Source organism: Nesterenkonia flava, from assembly GCF_031432335.1.
Taxonomy (GTDB): Bacteria; Actinomycetota; Actinomycetes; order Actinomycetales; family Micrococcaceae; genus Nesterenkonia; species Nesterenkonia flava.
Window position 1 is genome coordinate 44,794 of record NZ_JAVKGT010000018.1, and the last position, 15,670, is coordinate 60,463.

15 protein-coding genes are annotated in these 15,670 nt (G+C 64.5%); 5 read left to right on the top strand and 10 right to left on the bottom strand.

Annotation, left to right across the window (positions count from 1 at the left end):
• Positions 1 to 18: 18 nt before the first annotated feature.
• Positions 19 to 1,617, bottom strand: a complete 1,599-nt coding sequence (locus RH857_RS08180) for an ABC-F family ATP-binding cassette domain-containing protein (RefSeq protein ID WP_310537486.1) — start codon at positions 1,615 to 1,617, stop codon at positions 19 to 21.
• A 68-nt stretch (positions 1,618 to 1,685) separates the two neighbouring features.
• On the opposite strand from RH857_RS08180, the gene RH857_RS08185 reads away from it, so the two are divergent.
• Both RH857_RS08185 and RH857_RS08190 read left to right on the top strand, forming a co-directional pair.
• Positions 1,686 to 3,656, top strand: coding sequence for an ABC1 kinase family protein (locus tag RH857_RS08185; RefSeq protein WP_310537487.1), 1,971 nt, complete (start codon positions 1,686 to 1,688; stop codon positions 3,654 to 3,656).
• Positions 3,657 to 3,706: 50 nt separating this feature from the next.
• The gene (locus RH857_RS08190; protein WP_310537488.1) at positions 3,707 to 4,387 is read left to right on the top strand and encodes an energy-coupling factor ABC transporter ATP-binding protein; all 681 of its coding nucleotides are present in this window, start codon (positions 3,707 to 3,709) and stop codon (positions 4,385 to 4,387) included.
• 148 nt (positions 4,388 to 4,535) lie between these two features.
• On the opposite strand, the gene RH857_RS08195 is transcribed toward RH857_RS08190, so the two are convergent.
• From RH857_RS08195 to RH857_RS08225, 7 genes are all read right to left on the bottom strand, one after another.
• Positions 4,536 to 4,862: a metal-sulfur cluster assembly factor gene (locus RH857_RS08195; protein ID WP_310537489.1), complete on the bottom strand. Its 327-nt coding sequence runs from the start codon at positions 4,860 to 4,862 to the stop codon at positions 4,536 to 4,538.
• Positions 4,859 to 5,317, bottom strand: a complete 459-nt coding sequence (sufU, locus tag RH857_RS08200) for a Fe-S cluster assembly sulfur transfer protein SufU (RefSeq protein ID WP_310537490.1) — start codon at positions 5,315 to 5,317, stop codon at positions 4,859 to 4,861. The genes RH857_RS08195 and sufU overlap by 4 nt, the downstream gene beginning before the upstream one ends.
• An 8-nt stretch (positions 5,318 to 5,325) precedes the next feature.
• The gene (locus RH857_RS08205) at positions 5,326 to 6,606 is read right to left on the bottom strand and encodes a SufS family cysteine desulfurase (RefSeq protein ID WP_310537491.1); all 1,281 of its coding nucleotides are present in this window, start codon (positions 6,604 to 6,606) and stop codon (positions 5,326 to 5,328) included.
• 8 nt (positions 6,607 to 6,614) lie between these two features.
• Entirely contained in the window at positions 6,615 to 7,376 is a 762-nt protein-coding gene (gene sufC, locus RH857_RS08210) for a Fe-S cluster assembly ATPase SufC (RefSeq protein ID WP_310537492.1), read from the bottom strand.
• An 80-nt stretch (positions 7,377 to 7,456) separates the two neighbouring features.
• Positions 7,457 to 8,668 (bottom strand): Fe-S cluster assembly protein SufD, encoded by a 1,212-nt coding sequence (gene sufD, locus RH857_RS08215; protein WP_374761141.1) that lies wholly within the window; start codon positions 8,666 to 8,668, stop codon positions 7,457 to 7,459.
• A 241-nt stretch (positions 8,669 to 8,909) separates the two neighbouring features.
• On the bottom strand, positions 8,910 to 10,367 hold the full coding sequence (gene sufB, locus RH857_RS08220; protein ID WP_310537494.1) for a Fe-S cluster assembly protein SufB: 1,458 nt from the start codon (positions 10,365 to 10,367) through the stop codon (positions 8,910 to 8,912).
• Positions 10,364 to 11,236, bottom strand: a complete 873-nt coding sequence (locus RH857_RS08225; protein ID WP_310537495.1) for a helix-turn-helix transcriptional regulator — start codon at positions 11,234 to 11,236, stop codon at positions 10,364 to 10,366. The genes sufB and RH857_RS08225 overlap by 4 nt, the downstream gene beginning before the upstream one ends.
• A 111-nt stretch (positions 11,237 to 11,347) precedes the next feature.
• On the opposite strand from RH857_RS08225, the gene RH857_RS08230 reads away from it, so the two are divergent.
• Both RH857_RS08230 and RH857_RS08235 read left to right on the top strand, forming a co-directional pair.
• Entirely contained in the window at positions 11,348 to 12,481 is a 1,134-nt protein-coding gene (locus RH857_RS08230) for a DNA alkylation repair protein (RefSeq protein WP_310537496.1), read from the top strand.
• A gap of 71 nt (positions 12,482 to 12,552) precedes the next feature.
• Entirely contained in the window at positions 12,553 to 13,185 is a 633-nt protein-coding gene (locus RH857_RS08235; RefSeq protein WP_310537497.1) for a GNAT family N-acetyltransferase, read from the top strand.
• 170 nt (positions 13,186 to 13,355) lie between these two features.
• On the opposite strand, the gene RH857_RS08240 is transcribed toward RH857_RS08235, so the two are convergent.
• Positions 13,356 to 14,423, bottom strand: a complete 1,068-nt coding sequence (locus tag RH857_RS08240) for an amidohydrolase family protein (RefSeq protein ID WP_310537498.1) — start codon at positions 14,421 to 14,423, stop codon at positions 13,356 to 13,358.
• A 42-nt stretch (positions 14,424 to 14,465) separates the two neighbouring features.
• On the bottom strand, positions 14,466 to 15,389 hold the full coding sequence (locus tag RH857_RS08245; RefSeq protein ID WP_310537499.1) for an ABC transporter substrate-binding protein: 924 nt from the start codon (positions 15,387 to 15,389) through the stop codon (positions 14,466 to 14,468).
• A gap of 86 nt (positions 15,390 to 15,475) precedes the next feature.
• Here RH857_RS08245 and RH857_RS13680 point away from each other — a divergent pair, with 86 nt between their 5' ends.
• Complete coding sequence (locus tag RH857_RS13680) at positions 15,476 to 15,634, top strand: helix-turn-helix domain-containing protein (RefSeq protein ID WP_374761140.1); 159 nt, start codon at positions 15,476 to 15,478, stop codon at positions 15,632 to 15,634.
• Positions 15,635 to 15,670: the final 36 nt, after the last annotated feature.

The window sequence follows — 15,670 nt, forward strand, 5'->3', positions numbered from 1 at the left end:
CGCACCCTATACCGGCGGCTATTCCAGCGTGATGAGGTCCTCGTAGTCCTTGGTGTAAAGATCCTCGACGCCGTCGGGCAGCAGCAGGACTCGCTCCGGATCCAGCGCCTCTACCGCGCCGGGGTCGTGGGAGACCAGCACGACGGCACCCTCGTACGTCCGCAGAGCGGCCAGGATCTCCTCGCGGCTGGCGGGGTCGAGGTTGTTGGTGGGCTCATCCAGCAGCAGGACGTTCGCACTGGATGCCACCAGGGTGGCCAGCGCGAGTCGGGTCTTCTCACCGCCGGAGAGTACACCCGCAGGCTTGTTGACGTCGTCGCCGGAGAACAGGAAGCTGCCCAGAATCTTGCGCTGGTCGGTGTCGTTGAGGAACGGCGCCGCAGTCTTCATGTTCTCCAGCACCGACCGTTCGGTGTCCAGGGTGTCGTGCTCCTGGGCGAAGTAGCCCAGCTTCAGGCCATGACCGTGAATCACCGTTCCGGAATCCGGCTGAGTCACCCCGGCAAGCATCCGCAGCAGCGTGGTCTTGCCCGCACCGTTGAAGCCCAGGATGACCACCCGCGAACCGCGGTCGATCGCCAAGTCCAGACCTGTGAACAGCTCGAGGCTGCCATAGGACTTTGACAGCCCCTCGGCCATGAGCGGCGTCTTGCCGCAGGGCTGCGGGGAGGGGAAGCGGATGTTCGCCACGCGGTCGGCCTGACGTTCGCCCTCCACTCCGCGCATCATGCGCTCGGCGCGCTTGAGCATGGACTGGGCCGCCGTCGCCTTGGTGGCGGTCGCCTTCATCTTCTCCGCCTGGGCGCGCAGGGCCGAGGCTTTCTTCTCCGCGTTGGCGAACTCGCGCTTGCGACGAGCCTCGTCCTGCTCGCGCTGGGCCAGGTACTTCTTCCACGTCATGTTGTAGACGTCCACGGTCTGGCGCATGGCATCCAGGTAGAGCACCTTGTTCACCGTCTGCTCCACCAGCTCCACATCGTGGGAGATCATCAGCACCCCGCCGGGGAAGGTCTTCAGATGTTCGCGGAGCCAGGTGATGGAGTCGGCGTCGAGGTGGTTGGTGGGCTCATCCAGCAGCAAAGTATCGGCCTGGGAGAACAGAATCCGGGCCAGCTCCACCCGTCGGCGCTGACCACCTGAGAGCGTATGCAGAGGCTGGTTGAGAATCCGGTCGGGCAGATCCAGGTTCGCGCAGATGGTGGCGGCTTCAGACTCCGCGGCGTAGCCGCCACCTGCCTGAAACTCGGCCTCCAGGCGGCTGTAGCGGTTCACGGCTTTGCTGCGTACGGCGTCGTCGTCGCTGGCCATATCCTCCTCGGCCCGGCGCATCTGAGTGATCACCTGGTCGAGGTCACGCGCGGAGAGGATCCTCTCGCGCGCCAGCTGCTCCATGTTGGCGACCTTGGGGTCCTGGGGCAGATAGCCGATGGTCCCCCGGCGCTCCACGGTGCCTGCGGTGGGCTGGGTCTCCCCCGCCAGCACTTTGGTCATGGTGGTCTTGCCGGCGCCGTTGCGGCCCACCAGACCGATCTTGTCCCCGGAGTCGACGCGGAAGTTCACCTCATCCATCAGCAGGCGCGCGCCGACTCGCAGTTCCAGATTGGACACATTAATCACGGGAGGTTCAGCTTCTCTCCATAGGCTGACGGGGACCGGACAAGCCTACCGAACTTAAGGAGTCAGACATGCCGCAGCCCGTGGTGGTGGTGACCGTGATCCTCGCCGCACTGGTGATGACCGGTGTGCTGACGCTCTCGGCCCGGCGGGTGCTGGGCGCCCGCACGAGCCTGCCGCGAACCGTAGTGGCCAGTGTGGTGGCCGTAGGGAGCCTCTGGCCCCTGGGCCTGTTGTTCGCTGACCGGTTCGGGATCCTCGACGACGACGGCAGTCTCGTCAGCGCTCCCGGACCGCTTTTCGTCACGGCGCTGCTGATGGTGCTGTGGCTGCACGTGGCCGCGGTGCTGATGCTCGTGGTGATGGAGGCCCTGGCTCCTACCGCCTCGGTTCCCTCGCTGACCCAGTTGGTCCGCGGCAGCTATCACCGGGCGCGGCGGGCTCGCCGACTGGCACAGCTGACCAGAATCATGTCCTCCTCAGGTCTTTCCCATGTGCTGCGGACGGGTCCTCGACACCAGGAGTTCAGCGAATCCCTGGTGACGGCCATCAACCGCGCGGGCGTGACCTACGTGAAGCTCGGTCAGATGCTCTCCACCCGGCACGATCTGCTGCCGGAAAATCTCACCACCGCCCTGTCCCGGCTCCAAACCCATGCTGCTCCCCTCTCCGACGAGGTCGTCACCGAGGTGGTGCGCTCGGAGCTCGGCGCCGAGCCGGAGTCTCTCTTCCGCAGCTTCTCCCATACGCCGCTGGCCGCGGCATCCGTGGCTCAGGTCCACGAGGCCGTGACTCAGGAGGGCCAGCACGTGGTCGTCAAGGTACAGCGTCCCGAGGCGCGTCGGCAGGTTCGCGATGACATCGAGGTACTGCACCAGGCAGCACTCATCGCCGAGGACCGCTTCGACTGGGCCCGGAACATGTCGGTGACCTCCATCATCGATGAGCTCATGGAGTCCGTGCGGCAGGAGCTGGACTACCGGCAGGAGCTCAGCAACACCCGGGCAGTGGAGGCTGCGCTGTCAGGAGTGCGGAATATCGTCACCCCCACCCCGGTGCCTGAACTGAGCACCTCCCGGGTGCTGGTGGTCACTAAGCTCGACGGGGTGCCCCTGACTTCGGCTCGGGAGCGGGTAGAAGCCCTGTCGGCCGAGCACCGCGCTCGGCTGGCCGAGAACCTGGTGGATGTGCTGATCGAGGGCATCTTCATCAAAGGCGTCTTCCACTCGGATCTTCACCCCGGCAACATCATGCTGCTGGAGGACGGGCGCCTGGGACTGCTGGACTTCGGCTCCATCGGGGTTCTGGACTCCGAGGCTCGCCAGGTGCTGGCTACCCTGATCTACGCGATCGTCCACGACGACGCCGTCACGGCCACCAACGCCTTCATCCTCGCCTTCGACGTGCCGGACGAGGTGGATCAGGCGCAGCTGCAGCGGGCCATCGGCCGGGAGATCGCCCTGGTTCAGGGGACCGCCGAGCTGGACGCCGGCCTTTTTGCCCGGTTGTTCGAGCTGGCGAGGGACTTCGGTGTGGGTATTCCCCTGGGTGTCACGGCGGCCTTCCGCAGTCTCGGCGCCGTGGAGTCCTCGCTGCAGCTGCTGAACCCGGACATGTCGCTGCTGGAGGCTGCCCGGTCCCGGATGCACTCGATGATGCGGCGCTTGAACTCCCCGGGGCGCCTGGCCGCACAGGCGCTGGGGTCCTCCGCGGTGGCCACGGCCGTAGCCAGGCGCCTGCCCATGCGCGTTGAGGAGGTCAGCTCGGCGTTGGCACAAGGGCGCCTGACCATCGATGCGCGTCCTTTCGGGCACGATTCGGACCGGCACTGGCTGAGGAGCCTGGTGGACGACGCCATCAGCACCGCGGTGGCCGTAGCCTCCCTGATCACGGCCGCGATTCTGCTCACGGCAGGTCAGGGGGAGCCTGTGGTGGGCGCGTTGTCGCTCTACGACGTCACCGGGGCTGTCTTCGCCTTCAGCGGCGTGGTTCTGGCGCTGCGCCCGATCCTCAGGGTCTATCAGCGAACCATCCGACCCTAGTACACAGTGCACAAGGGCGCTGCAGCGGTCGCTCCGCTACGCTGACCGGCGTGAAGAGCTTACGCATTTCCCTCAGCAACGTATGCCTCGACGTAGACACGCCCACCGGTGAGCGGCGCAGGATCCTGCACCCCACCAGTGTGAGCATCTCGGAGAGGGTGGTGGCGGTCGTCGGAGCCAACGGGTCCGGAAAGTCAACGTTGCTGCGGCTCATCGCTGGTTTGGCTGAGCCGACCTCTGGCACGGTGTCCTTCTCCCCGGAGGCACCCACATCGGGTTTCATCTTCGCCAATCCCACGGCTCAGCTGATCATGCCGGTCGTGGGCGAGGACATTGACTTCTCCCTGCGCACGACGACGTCGGGACGCCGGGAGCGCAGAGCCCGGGTCATGCAGATCCTGGAGTCCCTTGAGTTGGCGGATCGCGTTGACTCCAGCGTCTATGAGCTCTCATCCGGTGAACGGCAGAAGGTCGCGCTGGCCGGGGTCCTCGCGGCGGAGCCGGAGCTGGTGCTCGCCGATGAGCCCACGACGCTTCTGGACCTGCGCAATGCGGCGGAGTTTCAGCGTCGGCTCCTCCAATTAGAGGTGCCGTTGGTCTACGCCACGCACGACTTGGAATTCGCCGCCGCGGCCCAGCGCGTACTGGTCTTCGACCACGGCAGGCTCGTAGAAGACGACGAGCCCGCGGCGGCGATTGCTCGCTACCGCAGGCTCGCCCTGCGCTCGTGAGCCGAAGGGGCTCACTTCATCAGGTGTGAAGGCCGACGTTAGTCGGCCGAGAGGACCCGGGCTTTGCCCGCGTCCGGGAGTACTTCAGGCGTAAAGGCCGACGTTAGTCGGCCGAGAGGACCCGGGCTTTGCCCGCGTCCGGGAGAACTCAGATGTTGAAGCCCAGGGCTCGCATCTGCTCCTTGCCGTCGTCGGTGATCTTCTCGGGGCCCCACGGCGGCATCCACACCCAGTTGAGGCGCCACTCGTCGACCATGGTGCCGATGTGCTGACCAACCTGCTCCTCGAGCACGTCAGTGAGCGGGCAGGCTGCCGTGGTGAGCGTCATATCGATGATGAGCGCTCCGTCCTCGGCGTAGTTCAGGCCGTAGAGCAGCCCCAGGTCGACCACGTTGATGCCCAGTTCGGGGTCAATGACCTCCTTCAGGGCCTCTTCGATGTCCTCCAGTGGAGTCTGTGTCGCGGTGTCAGTCATTCGGCCGCTCCTTCCTTGTGTCCATACTGCGCTTGGAGTAACGCATCTCGCAAGGCCATCCATCCCAGCAGAGCACATTTGATGCGAGCCGGGTAGCGAGCCACGCCTGTGAAGGCGCTGAGATCTTCAAGCTTCTCCTGCTTCGGTGCCGACAGCTCTTTGCCGCGGCCGTGCATGAGTTCCCGGAAGGTCTCTCCCAGGTCCTCCGCCTCGGTGAGACTGTGTCCTTCGAGCATCTCGTGCATGATCGATAGGGAGGCCTGGGAGATGGAGCATCCGCGGCCGGACCATGCCAGCGTGGTGATGGTGTCACCCTCCAGAGCAACCTTGACCCGGCACTCGTCACCACAGGTGGGGTTGACCTGAAAGGACTCCCCGTCGGGATGTTCCAGCTCGCCCTCGCCGGAGCGCTGCCGGGAGTGGTCAAGGATGACCTGCTGGTAGAGCTGTTCCATGGCGCTGCTCATCGGCCACTCACCCCGAAGAACTCGATGACTGTGTGCAGACCGGCGAGGAACGCCTCCACGTCGTCCGCGCTGGTGTAGATCCCCGCGGATGCTCGGGTGGAGGCGTGGACGCCGAAGGCCCGGTGAACGGGTTGGGCGCAGTGGTGACCCACTCGCACGGCTACCCCCTGGTCATCCAGCACTTGCCCGACGTCGTGGGGATGGACACCGTCAACGTCGAAGGCGACCACGGCAAGCCGGTCTGTGGCGTCCAGGGGACCCAGCACGCGCACTCCGGGGATGTCAGCCATCCCGTCCAGCATCTGCTGGGCGAGGGTGTCTTCATGGGCGGCGAGGTTCTGCATTCCCAGTCCGCTGAGGTAGTCGACCGCGGCGTGCATGCCGACTGTCTGCGCCACCATTTGTGTTCCGGCCTCAAACCGCTGCGGCGGGGGCATGAAGGTGGTCTCCTCCATGGTGACGATCTCCACCATGGACCCGCCGGTGAGGAACGGGGGCAGCGCCTCCAGGAGCTCACGGCGTCCGTAGAGGGCGCCCACTCCGGTGGGTGCGAGCATTTTGTGCCCGGAGAACGCGGCGAAGTCCACGCCCAGTTCTCGGAAGTTCACCGGCATATGCGCGGCGGACTGGCAGGCATCGAGCACGGTGTAGGCCCCGTGCTCTGCTGCGAGCCGCACAATCTCGGCCACCGGGGACACCGCGCCGGTCACATTAGAGGCGTGGGTGAAGGCCACGATCCGAGTCCGCGCATTGATGACGCTGAAGGTCTCGGGGGCCAGGCGTCCCTCCGGGGTCACGGAGATCCAACGGAGCGTCGCACCGGTCTTCGCGGCAAGCTCCTGCCAGGGCACGAGGTTGGCGTGGTGCTCCAGTTCGGTCACCACGATCTCGTCACCGGGCTGAAGCACAAAACGCCTGGCTTCGGCGTCGCCGCGGCCAGCTCGATGGTTCAGAGTCGCATTGAGGAACCCGTAGGCCACAAGGTTCAGGGCCTCGGTGGCGTTCTTAGCCCAGACGATCTCACCGAAGTCGGCGCCGACGAACTCGGCTACGGCACCCCGAGCGGCCTCGTAGGCCTCGGTGGCTTCCTCGGCAACCTCGTGGGCGCCACGGTGCACGGCAGCGTTGGAGCACTCGTAGAAGCGCTTCTCGGCCTCCAGCACAGCGGCAGGCTTCTGCGAAGTGGCGCCGGTGTCCAAGTACACCAGGCGCTTCCCGCCCCTGACGCTGCGGTTCAGGAGCGGGAAGTCAGCCCGGATGCTCTGCGGATCAAACACGTGGGCGATCAGGCCTTTGCTGCGGCCAGGAAGCGGTCGTATCCGTTGGCCTCGAGCTCATCGGCCAGCTCGGGTCCGCCCTGTTCAGCGACCTTGCCGTCCACGAACACGTGGACGTAGTCGGGCTTGATGTAGTTGAGGATGCGGGTGTAGTGGGTGATCAGCAGGGTGCCCATGTTGTTGGCATCGTGTGCGCGGTTCACACCCTCGGAGACGATGCGCAGGGCATCGATGTCCAGGCCGGAGTCGGTCTCATCCAGCACGGCGAACTTGGGCTTGAACAGCTCCAGCTGCAGGATCTCCACGCGCTTCTTCTCACCGCCGGAGAAGCCCTCGTTGACGTTGCGGCTGGCGAAGTCGGCGTCGATCTTGAGCTGCTCCATCGCGTCCTTGACCTCCTTGGTCCAGGTGCGCAGCTTGGGAGCTTCGCCATCCAGCGCGGTCTTAGCCGTGCGCAGGAAGTTGGTCATGGTGACGCCGGGAACCTCGACGGGGTACTGCATCGCCAGGAACAGGCCGGCCTGTGCGCGCTCGTCGACCTCCATCTCCAGGACGTCCTCGCCGTCCAGGGTGATGGAGCCAGAGGTCACCTCGTAGCGGGGGTGGCCCGCGATGGTGGAGGCCAGAGTGGACTTGCCGGAGCCGTTGGGGCCCATGATGGCGTGCTTCTCCCCGGAGTTGATGGTCAGGGAGACGCCCTTGAGGATCTCCTTGGTGCCCTGGTCGGTCTCGATGGAGACGTGCAGGTCCTTGATCTCGAGAGTAGACATTCTTCGCGTGTCCTTTGCTTGAAAATTCGTCAGTCAGGTCGTGGGGTGCCGAGCCGTCCAGCCCGGCGAAGGATGCGGGCTTAGTGGCCGTGGATTTGCAGCTCGTTTTCGAGAGCTTCCTGCAGGGACTCCTCGATGGACTCCACGCCGATCTTCTGGATGATCTCGTTGAGGAAGCCGCGGACCACCAGCTGGCGGGCCTCCTTCTCGGGGATGCCGCGTGCCATGAGGTAGAACAGGTGGTTCTCGTCGAACCGGCCAGTCGAGGAGGCGTGTCCGGCACCCTCAATGACACCGGTCTCGATCTCCAGGTTGGGCACCGAGTCAGCACGGGCACCGTCGGTGAGCACCAGGTTCTGGTTCTTCTCGTAGGAGTCGGTGCCTTCAGCCGCCTTGCGGATCAGAACGTCACCGATCCACACGGTGCGCGCGGACTCTCCCTGCAGGGCGCCCTTGTAGAGCACGTTGGAGGTGTTGCGCGGGGAGTTGTGGTCCACGAAGGTCCGGTGCTCCAGGTGCTGGCCGGAGTCGGCGAAGTACAGGCCGTACATCTCTGCCTCGGCGCCCTCGGCGGCGTAGCGGAAGTTGGCGTTCAGGCGCACTACGGAGCCGCCCAGGGTCACTGCGACGTGCTTGTAGCTGGCGTCGCGGCCGACTTCGGCGTCGTGCTGGCCCACGTGAATCGCGTCGTCCTCCCAGCGCTGCAGGGAGATGACCTTCACATCGGCACCGTCGCGCACGATGACCTCGACGTTGCCGTTGAAGTCGGCGCTGCCGCGGTGTTCGATGACGAAGACAGCCTTGGAGTGGGGACCGGCCTCCAGCACGATGTGGCTGTTGGCGCGCTGTCCGGCAGCGTTTCCGGTGATGTCAACACGGATGGGGTCTGCCACCTCGGCGTCTGCGGGTACCTGCACGTAGAGCGCCTCCGGGGCGTTCTTGGAGGCGACGACGGCGGCCCGGTCGGCCGGCTGCAGCACAGAGTTGCGCGGCGCGGTGCCCTCAGCGAGGGAGGAGACGACGACGGCGTCCTCGGCGGTGACCTCGTAGGTGACCGTCTCGTCCACGGTGGGGGCGTCGCTGAGCACGCCGGCCAGCTTCTTCAGCGGCGTGAAGCGCCACTCCTCCTCGCGTCCGGTCGGCTCGGGGAAGCTCTCGAGGTCGAAGCCGGTGCGGCGGTTGGCGCGGGATCCCGAGCCGGACTTCAGGTCCTTGGACTCGCCCAGCCCGCCGTGGGAGTGATCAGCGGCGGCGTTGGTTGCGGCGGCGAGGTTCTCGCCCTCCTCGGTCATGCCCGGAATGGAGATGCGGCGTTCGCCGACCTCTACTCCGGCAACCTTCTCCGCCTGCTCAGCGGGAGTATTCGTCATCAGTTTCTCGTCCCTTATCTGTCTGTGAGATTTCGGTGAAGTATGCGGGTCGCGGGCACCGCGGAGACACGCACGCTCTCCCCGCTCTGTGCCGGCCAGCGGTGGCTGACCTGACACAGACCGGGGAGGCGACGTCGTCGTCGTGCGGTGAGGCCTGTCGGACTTAGCCGACCGAGCCTTCCATCTGCAGTTCGATGAGGCGGTTGAGCTCCAGGGCGTACTCCATGGGCAGCTCACGAGCGATCGGCTCGATGAAGCCGCGCACGATCATGGCCATGGCCTCGTCCTCGGCCAGGCCGCGGGACATCAGGTAGAACAGCTGCTCCTCGGACACCTTGGAGACGGTGGCCTCGTGCCCCAGGGTCACGTCATCCTCGCGGATGTCGATGTAGGGGTAGGTGTCTGTCTTGGAGATCGTGTCCACCAGCAGAGCATCACAGACCACCGAGTTAGCGGAGTTCTTGGCCTCTGCGTTGACCTGAACCAGACCTCGGTAGGAGGCGCGGCCGCCGGAGCGGGCCACAGACTTCGACACGATCGAGGAGGAGGTGTTCGGGGCCATGTGCACCATCTTGGAGCCGGTGTCCTGGTGCTGGTTCTCCCCGGCGAAGGCCACGGAGAGAGTCTCGCCCTTGGCGTGCTCACCGGTGAGGTAGACGGCCGGGTACTTCATGGTGACCTTCGAGCCGATGTTGCCGTCGATCCACTCCATGGTGCCGCCGGCGTCGACCACGGCGCGCTTGGTCACCAGGTTGTAGACGTTGGTGGACCAGTTCTGAATGGTGGTGTAGCGCACGCGGGCGTTCTTCTTCACCACGATCTCCACCACAGCGGAGTGCAGGGAGTCGGTGTTGTAGATGGGCGCGGTGCAGCCTTCGATGTAGTGGACGTAGGAGTCCTCGTCGGCGATAATCAGGGTCCGCTCGAACTGACCCATGTTCTCCGTGTTGATGCGGAAGTAGGCCTGCAGCGGGATCTCGACGTGGACGCCCTTGGGCACGTACACGAAGGAGCCTCCGGACCACACTGCGGTGTTCAGCGCGGCGAACTTGTTGTCGCCGACCGGGATCACGGAGCCGAAGTACTCTTCGAAGAACTCGGGGTGCTCCTTCAGCGCGGTGTCGGTGTCCATGAAGATGACACCCTGCTCCTCCAGGTCCTCGCGGATCTGGTGGTAGACAACCTCGGACTCGTACTGGGCGGCCACACCGGCCACCAGGCGCTCGCGCTCAGCCTCCGGGATACCCAGCCGCTCGTAGGTGTTGCGAATGTCCTCGGGCAGGTCTTCCCAGGTCTGGGCCTGCTTCTCGGTGGAGCGCACAAAGTACTTGATGTTGTCGAAGTCGATCTCGGAGAGATCGGGGCCCCAGGTGGGCATGGGCTTGCGCTCGAAGTACTTCAGTCCCTTCTTGCGCAGCTTCAGCATCCACTCGGGCTCGCTCTTCTTGGCGGAGATATCCTCGACGACTTCTACGTCGAGTCCGCGCTTGGCGTTGGCGCCGGCGTCGTCCTTGTCGGCCCACCCGTACTCATAGGCGCCGATGGCGTTCAGCTCGGGGTTGGCATCGAGGACTTCCTGGATGACCCCCGGGTCCTCTGTCTTCTGGATCTGCTCGGTCATGACAACCTCTCTTGTTGACGGGGGGAAATGACGATTCTCTTCCGGCCTGGGCCGGTGGTCTGTGGGGTGCGGCCGGCGGCACGTGCTCGACGTTCTGCGGCGAGCTTCTCGCGTCCGACGGGGACGTGCGTGGTGCACACATGTGCTCCTGCCGCCTGGGTGGAGAGCCGCCGCACATCAACTTCCAGCAGTCGGGAGATCATCGCGGTCTCTTCCTCGCAGAACACCGGATGGGCCGCAGCTATTTCCCGGATGGGGCAATGGCCTTGGCACAGCTGGGTGGACTGCATGGCCAGCAGGGGGTTGTCCCGGCCGACCAAACGTGTGAATCCGGCGAATCCCTCGGCGTTGAAGAGGGCCGCCAGCTTCTCTGTGCGATCATCGAGGTCCTCGAGGCCTTTCAGCTCAGACTCGTGCCGAGCCTCGAATCGCGCAAAGTACTCGCGCGCCAGGGCGCGGGCAGCCTCGGAGTCGCGACTGCCCTCGTCTCCAGCGCCCACGCCGTCGTTCTCCACCTCGGTGGCTCCGACGGTGTGCTGCTCAAGCACCGAGAGTGCGGAGCGGACGAGGTTCAGGTAGTCGTCGCCCAGCACGCGCTGACCACGCGAGGACAGCACATAGCGGCGGGAAGGCCGTCCGGCCCCGCGCTTGCGAGTGGTGACGTTCTTCACCTCAACGATGCCCTGATCGGTCATCGCATCCAAGTGTCGGCGCACTGCTGCGGCGGTGAGGTTGAGCTTGCGGCCCAGCGCCGCGGCGCTGATAGGGCCTTCCTCGACCACGAGCTGCAGCACTCGCTCGCGGGTGGAGCCGTCTGACTCGCGGGCTGCCTCGGCAGTCGCACCAGGGGTTCCGGCGTCCAATTTCATGACTCTATTCTGACCTATTCAGAATTAAGCCGCCAGCAAGGCGCACCTAAGTCGACGCCCCTGTGACGAGCGCCTCACCGCCCTGGACTTAGGATTCTTCCATGATCACTGTTGACCACCGAGGCGCACATGCCCTCCGCCGATGAGCTGCTGGGCTCCGAGGTGGCAGAACGCCTGGTGAGTGTCGTAGGGGAAGCCGCGGAGAACATTGAACTGACCGCGCTCCCCCGCGCCGCGCTGACCTTAGAGGGTCTCTCCCTGCGGGAGCGTGCGGATCATCTGAGAGATGCACTCCTGGCCGATATTCCCGGAGACTACTGGGAGCTAGCCTCAGTAGTGCGCACCGGCGTGAGCGATCCTTCGAGCCTCACAGGGTGGATGGTCTGGCCCGTGACCAGCGCTCTGGCACTGCGCGCAGTGGACGACGACGCCTCAGGACTACAGCCGGCGGCGTTCGATGACGCGCTGGCGCTCCTGGCCGAGCTCACGGGTCGGCTCACCTCTGAGTTCGCCATCCGGACGCTGTTGCGCCACGATCTGGCGCGGGCGCTGGAGATCGTCTTTGACTGGACGACCTCGCCAGATGAGCACGTTCGCCGCTTAGCCAGCGAAGGCACCCGGCCGTACCTGCCCTGGGCGGTAAAGGTGGCCGGCATCACGGACAGCCCCGGGGTGACCGTTCCGCTCCTGGACGCTCTGTACAGGGATTCCAGCGACTACGTGCGGCGCTCGGTGGCCAACCATCTCAACGATCTCAGCCGGGATGTCCCGGAGCTGGTGGTCGGTACCGCACGTCGTTGGCTTGCGGAACCGGATGAGAACACGGCCTGGGTAGTCCGCCACGGCCTTCGCACCCTGATCAAGAAGGGGCACCCGGGGGCGCTGGAACTGCTGGGCTACGGGCCCGCTGAGGTGGAGGTGGACGGACCTCATCTGTCAACGGATGAGGTGCCGTGGGGCGGCGTCGTCACCCTGCGGGCGGCAGTACGCAATACGGGCAGCGAGCCCGCGCAGCTGGTGGTGGATTACGTGATCCACCACCAGCGGGCCAACGGGAGCCTCAGCGCCAAGACCTTCAAGCTCACCACGCGGACCCTGTCACCCGGGGAGGAGCTGCGCATGGAGAAGGCCCATTCCTTCCGGCAGATCTCCACGCGACGCTACTACCCCGGGGAGCATGCCGTCTCCCTGCAGATCAATGGCGTGCCGAGTGAACCGGCGCCGTTCCAGCTGCGCGCTCCCTGACGCGAGAAATGGCTGCGGTGGACTCATCCTCACCCCTGACATCGCTGAACCCCCACCGGTAGGGTCGGACTATGGGCAGTTCACCTTCTTCCGATGTTCTGATCACACCTGCGGCACCGGCCGACGCTGACGGCGCCGCCGAAACCCTGGTGCAGGCGTTCCTTGCTGATCCTCATATGACCGGGTCGTTGCCCACGGGCGACACCGCAGGGCAGCTGCGGCGCCTGTTCGGCTCCGGCGTGCGCAGCGCCCTGCGCGGCAGCGGCCACGTGTATTTGGCGGTGGATTCTGAGGACAGCAGTGTCCCGCCCCTGGGTGTGGCGGTATGGGAGCCTCCGACGTCTAAGACGCCGCCGCTGTCTGCTCTGACGCACCTGGTCACTCAGGCGCGTGTCTACGGTTCGCGCCTGCCGGACGCGCTGCGCAACGCCCGGGCCTTCCACGCCCACCACCCCAAGGCACCTCATTGGTTCCTCGCGTTCATCGGCGCCCGGCCCGAGGCCCGGGGGCGAGGCGTGGGCTCAGCCCTGATCCGCCAGGGCCTCGCCCACGCCGATGCCGAGAGCGTCGGGGTGTACCTGGAGTCCTCCAGTCCGGACAATCTGCCCTACTACCGCAAGTTCGGTTTTCACGAACGCGGCGTCATCCCCGCCTATGGCACCAGCCCCGCCATCGGGATGTGGCGTCCGCCCAGCTCGACCTGACGGAAATCCCCCCCAGGTCCGGCTGCGGAGCTTCACCGGTGAATCGCGTGCCCGGGGTGGGCCCGGGTAACCGTCTTCACCTGAGTGCTGCGGTGAGCTCCGGCTCTCCAGATTTTTGTGCGCAGCACACCCCGTTGGCCCTGGACAGAAACCACCGTCTCTTCCAGAGGTCACGCCAGCTTCAGATCAAAGACACGAGTAGCGATGCCTTCAAAGAATTCGAACTTCTCTTCGTCGCTGATCGGCAGCGAGTCCTGCTCCTCCACCTCAGAGGGTTCGTACTGGTAGGGATAGTCCATCGCATACATCACACGATCCGCGCCCATCTTCTTACGCACATACATAACGTCGTCAGTCCAGGGCATGCCGGATGTGGTGACCCAGATATTACGCCGTAGGTACTCGGAGGGCTTCATGGGTAGGGGCTTCATGGGTAGGGGCTTCACGTGCGGGTAGCGACCGGTGGCGATCTGCTTGCCGTACATGTAGTCAATACGGTTGATCCAGAACGGGATCGCCTCCCCGAGGTGACCCACCACCATCTTGAGCCTGGGGAATCGCTCGAAGATGCCGGAGACGATCAACCGAAGCAGGTGCAGACCCGTATCTGCCCCAAACCCGTAGATGGAGCCGTCGAGTCCACGTTCGTAGTAACGGCGAAAGAGGCCCGACGCCGGAGCGCTGGGGTGCAGATAGACCGGCACGCCGAGCGCCTCAGCCGTTTCAAAGAAGGGGAAGAACTCTTCAGTATCGGTGTAGCGGTCCCGGACATGGGTGTTCATCACCGCGCCTTTGAGTCCCAGTTCTTTCACGGCGTATTCAAGCTCTCCGGCACCGGCGTCCTCGGCACTGAACGCCACAGCGGCCAGTCCCGAGTATGCGGTGGGGTATCTGCGAACGACCTCAGCAAGCTGTTCGTTGGCGGTACGAGCTAGCGCCTTGGCCTTGCGAGGGGGCAACGGGTTGGTACCTGGTCCGGTCAGAGAAAGGATCTGGTGGTCAACTCCCGAAGCCCGCATCTCGTCCAGGCGGATGGTCTCGGTGTCCGTCATACGGCGACGCATGAACTCGGGGCGCTCCCCCGAGCCGAGCACGTAGTATCCCAACAGGCTCATGACGCCGGGGGCGTCTTCCGGGTATTCAGTGAGCATCTCCTTGTAGACCTCGTACATCTCCGGGACAGCCCAGGCCTCCTCTGTAGCAATGCGTCGGTATCCGGGATTGGGGTCAATCGGCACAGTTTTCCTCCAAAGGTGTGGGTTGGGTAGGAGTTTGAGGGATCAGTCCAGAATCAGTAGGTGGTCGAGCTCAGAAGGCTCATCGAGCATGCCGAAGCGGAGCATCTGGTCCGAGGTGAATGCCAGGGACTCCCTGTCCGCCTCACCGGACCACTGCGGGAGCCGGACTTGCTGGGCCAGCCCGGATTCGATCTCAGATAGACCTGGAAGGGCTTCCCGGAATGCGTCTGGATCCTCCGCGATGTCTGCAGCCGTAGCGGCCACTCCATCACGAAAGGCTTCTACGATGTCGGGGTGTTCCTCAGCGAACTCTTCAGAGGTGAGATAGAGACCGATCATGAGCTCCGGCCGGGATTCCACATAAGGGCTCAGAACTGGGTCAAATCCTTGTTCCAACGCCATGGTGACGAAAGGCTCAATCATCAGGGCTGCATCGACATCCCCGGCTTCCAGCGCCGGTGCCATCTCCGGGAAGCCCAGCTCGATGAACTTCAGCGCTGAGGTGTCCACTCCGTGTTTCTCAAGCACAGTCATCAACGCAAAGTCGTTGACGTTCTCCAAGCTGTTGACCGCAAAAGTGGCTCCCCCCAGATCCTCGATGCTGTGGAATTCGTCGTTGCCAGCGCGCACGAATACTCGGGCGAAATCCTCCTCCGCTTCATCACTGGTACGCGTACCACCAGCCGCGATCAGCACGGGAAGTCCTCTATCGGCAGCGACGAGTCCACTGACAGCATCAGAACCGGCGAACTGCACATCACCGCTGATAAGAACAGGGATCGCGGCTGCACCGCTTGAGGAGGGTTCAACGGAGACCTCTGCACCAACATCATCAAAGTGCCCGCGGTCCACTCCATATTGCAGAAATGCTGAAGGCATGCCGGCGGTATCGACCACTTCGATTGATGTGTTCTCTTTTTGCTCTTGGGAGCAGGCAACCAGCAACACACTTGCCGCCGCCCCCAAGGCCAGTACACGGAGTTTGGTTGACATGAGGGACACCCTGCCAACTAATCATGTGACGCATGACACATCCGCGTTAATGTTCTGGTATGCGCAACACTTCTACCCAGGAATGGCCGTATACCATCACCTCAGTCAGCCATGCATTAGACGTGCTGGACATTCTGGTCGAGCAGCAGACGATTCGAGTCCGTGACATCGCACAGCGACTGAACGTGGCACCTTCCAGTGTCGCGCGTCAGACTTAGTGGCAGGGCCGTTATGTAGGTCCTGAAGGAGAGTCA

Coding starts and splice junctions, on each gene's coding strand:
- RH857_RS13680 (WP_374761140.1), top strand. CDS start 15,476: ATGCGCAACACTTCTACCCAGGAATGGCCGTATACCATCACCTCAGTC.
- RH857_RS08185 (WP_310537487.1), top strand. CDS start 1,686: ATGCCGCAGCCCGTGGTGGTGGTGACCGTGATCCTCGCCGCACTGGTG.
- RH857_RS08225 (WP_310537495.1), bottom strand. CDS start 11,236: ATGAAATTGGACGCCGGAACCCCTGGTGCGACTGCCGAGGCAGCCCGC.
- sufB (WP_310537494.1), bottom strand. CDS start 10,367: ATGACCGAGCAGATCCAGAAGACAGAGGACCCGGGGGTCATCCAGGAA.
- RH857_RS08235 (WP_310537497.1), top strand. CDS start 12,553: ATGGGCAGTTCACCTTCTTCCGATGTTCTGATCACACCTGCGGCACCG.
- sufD (WP_374761141.1), bottom strand. CDS start 8,668: ATGACCGAGGAGGGCGAGAACCTCGCCGCCGCAACCAACGCCGCCGCT.
- sufC (WP_310537492.1), bottom strand. CDS start 7,376: ATGTCTACTCTCGAGATCAAGGACCTGCACGTCTCCATCGAGACCGAC.
- sufU (WP_310537490.1), bottom strand. CDS start 5,317: ATGGAACAGCTCTACCAGCAGGTCATCCTTGACCACTCCCGGCAGCGC.
- RH857_RS08195 (WP_310537489.1), bottom strand. CDS start 4,862: ATGACTGACACCGCGACACAGACTCCACTGGAGGACATCGAAGAGGCC.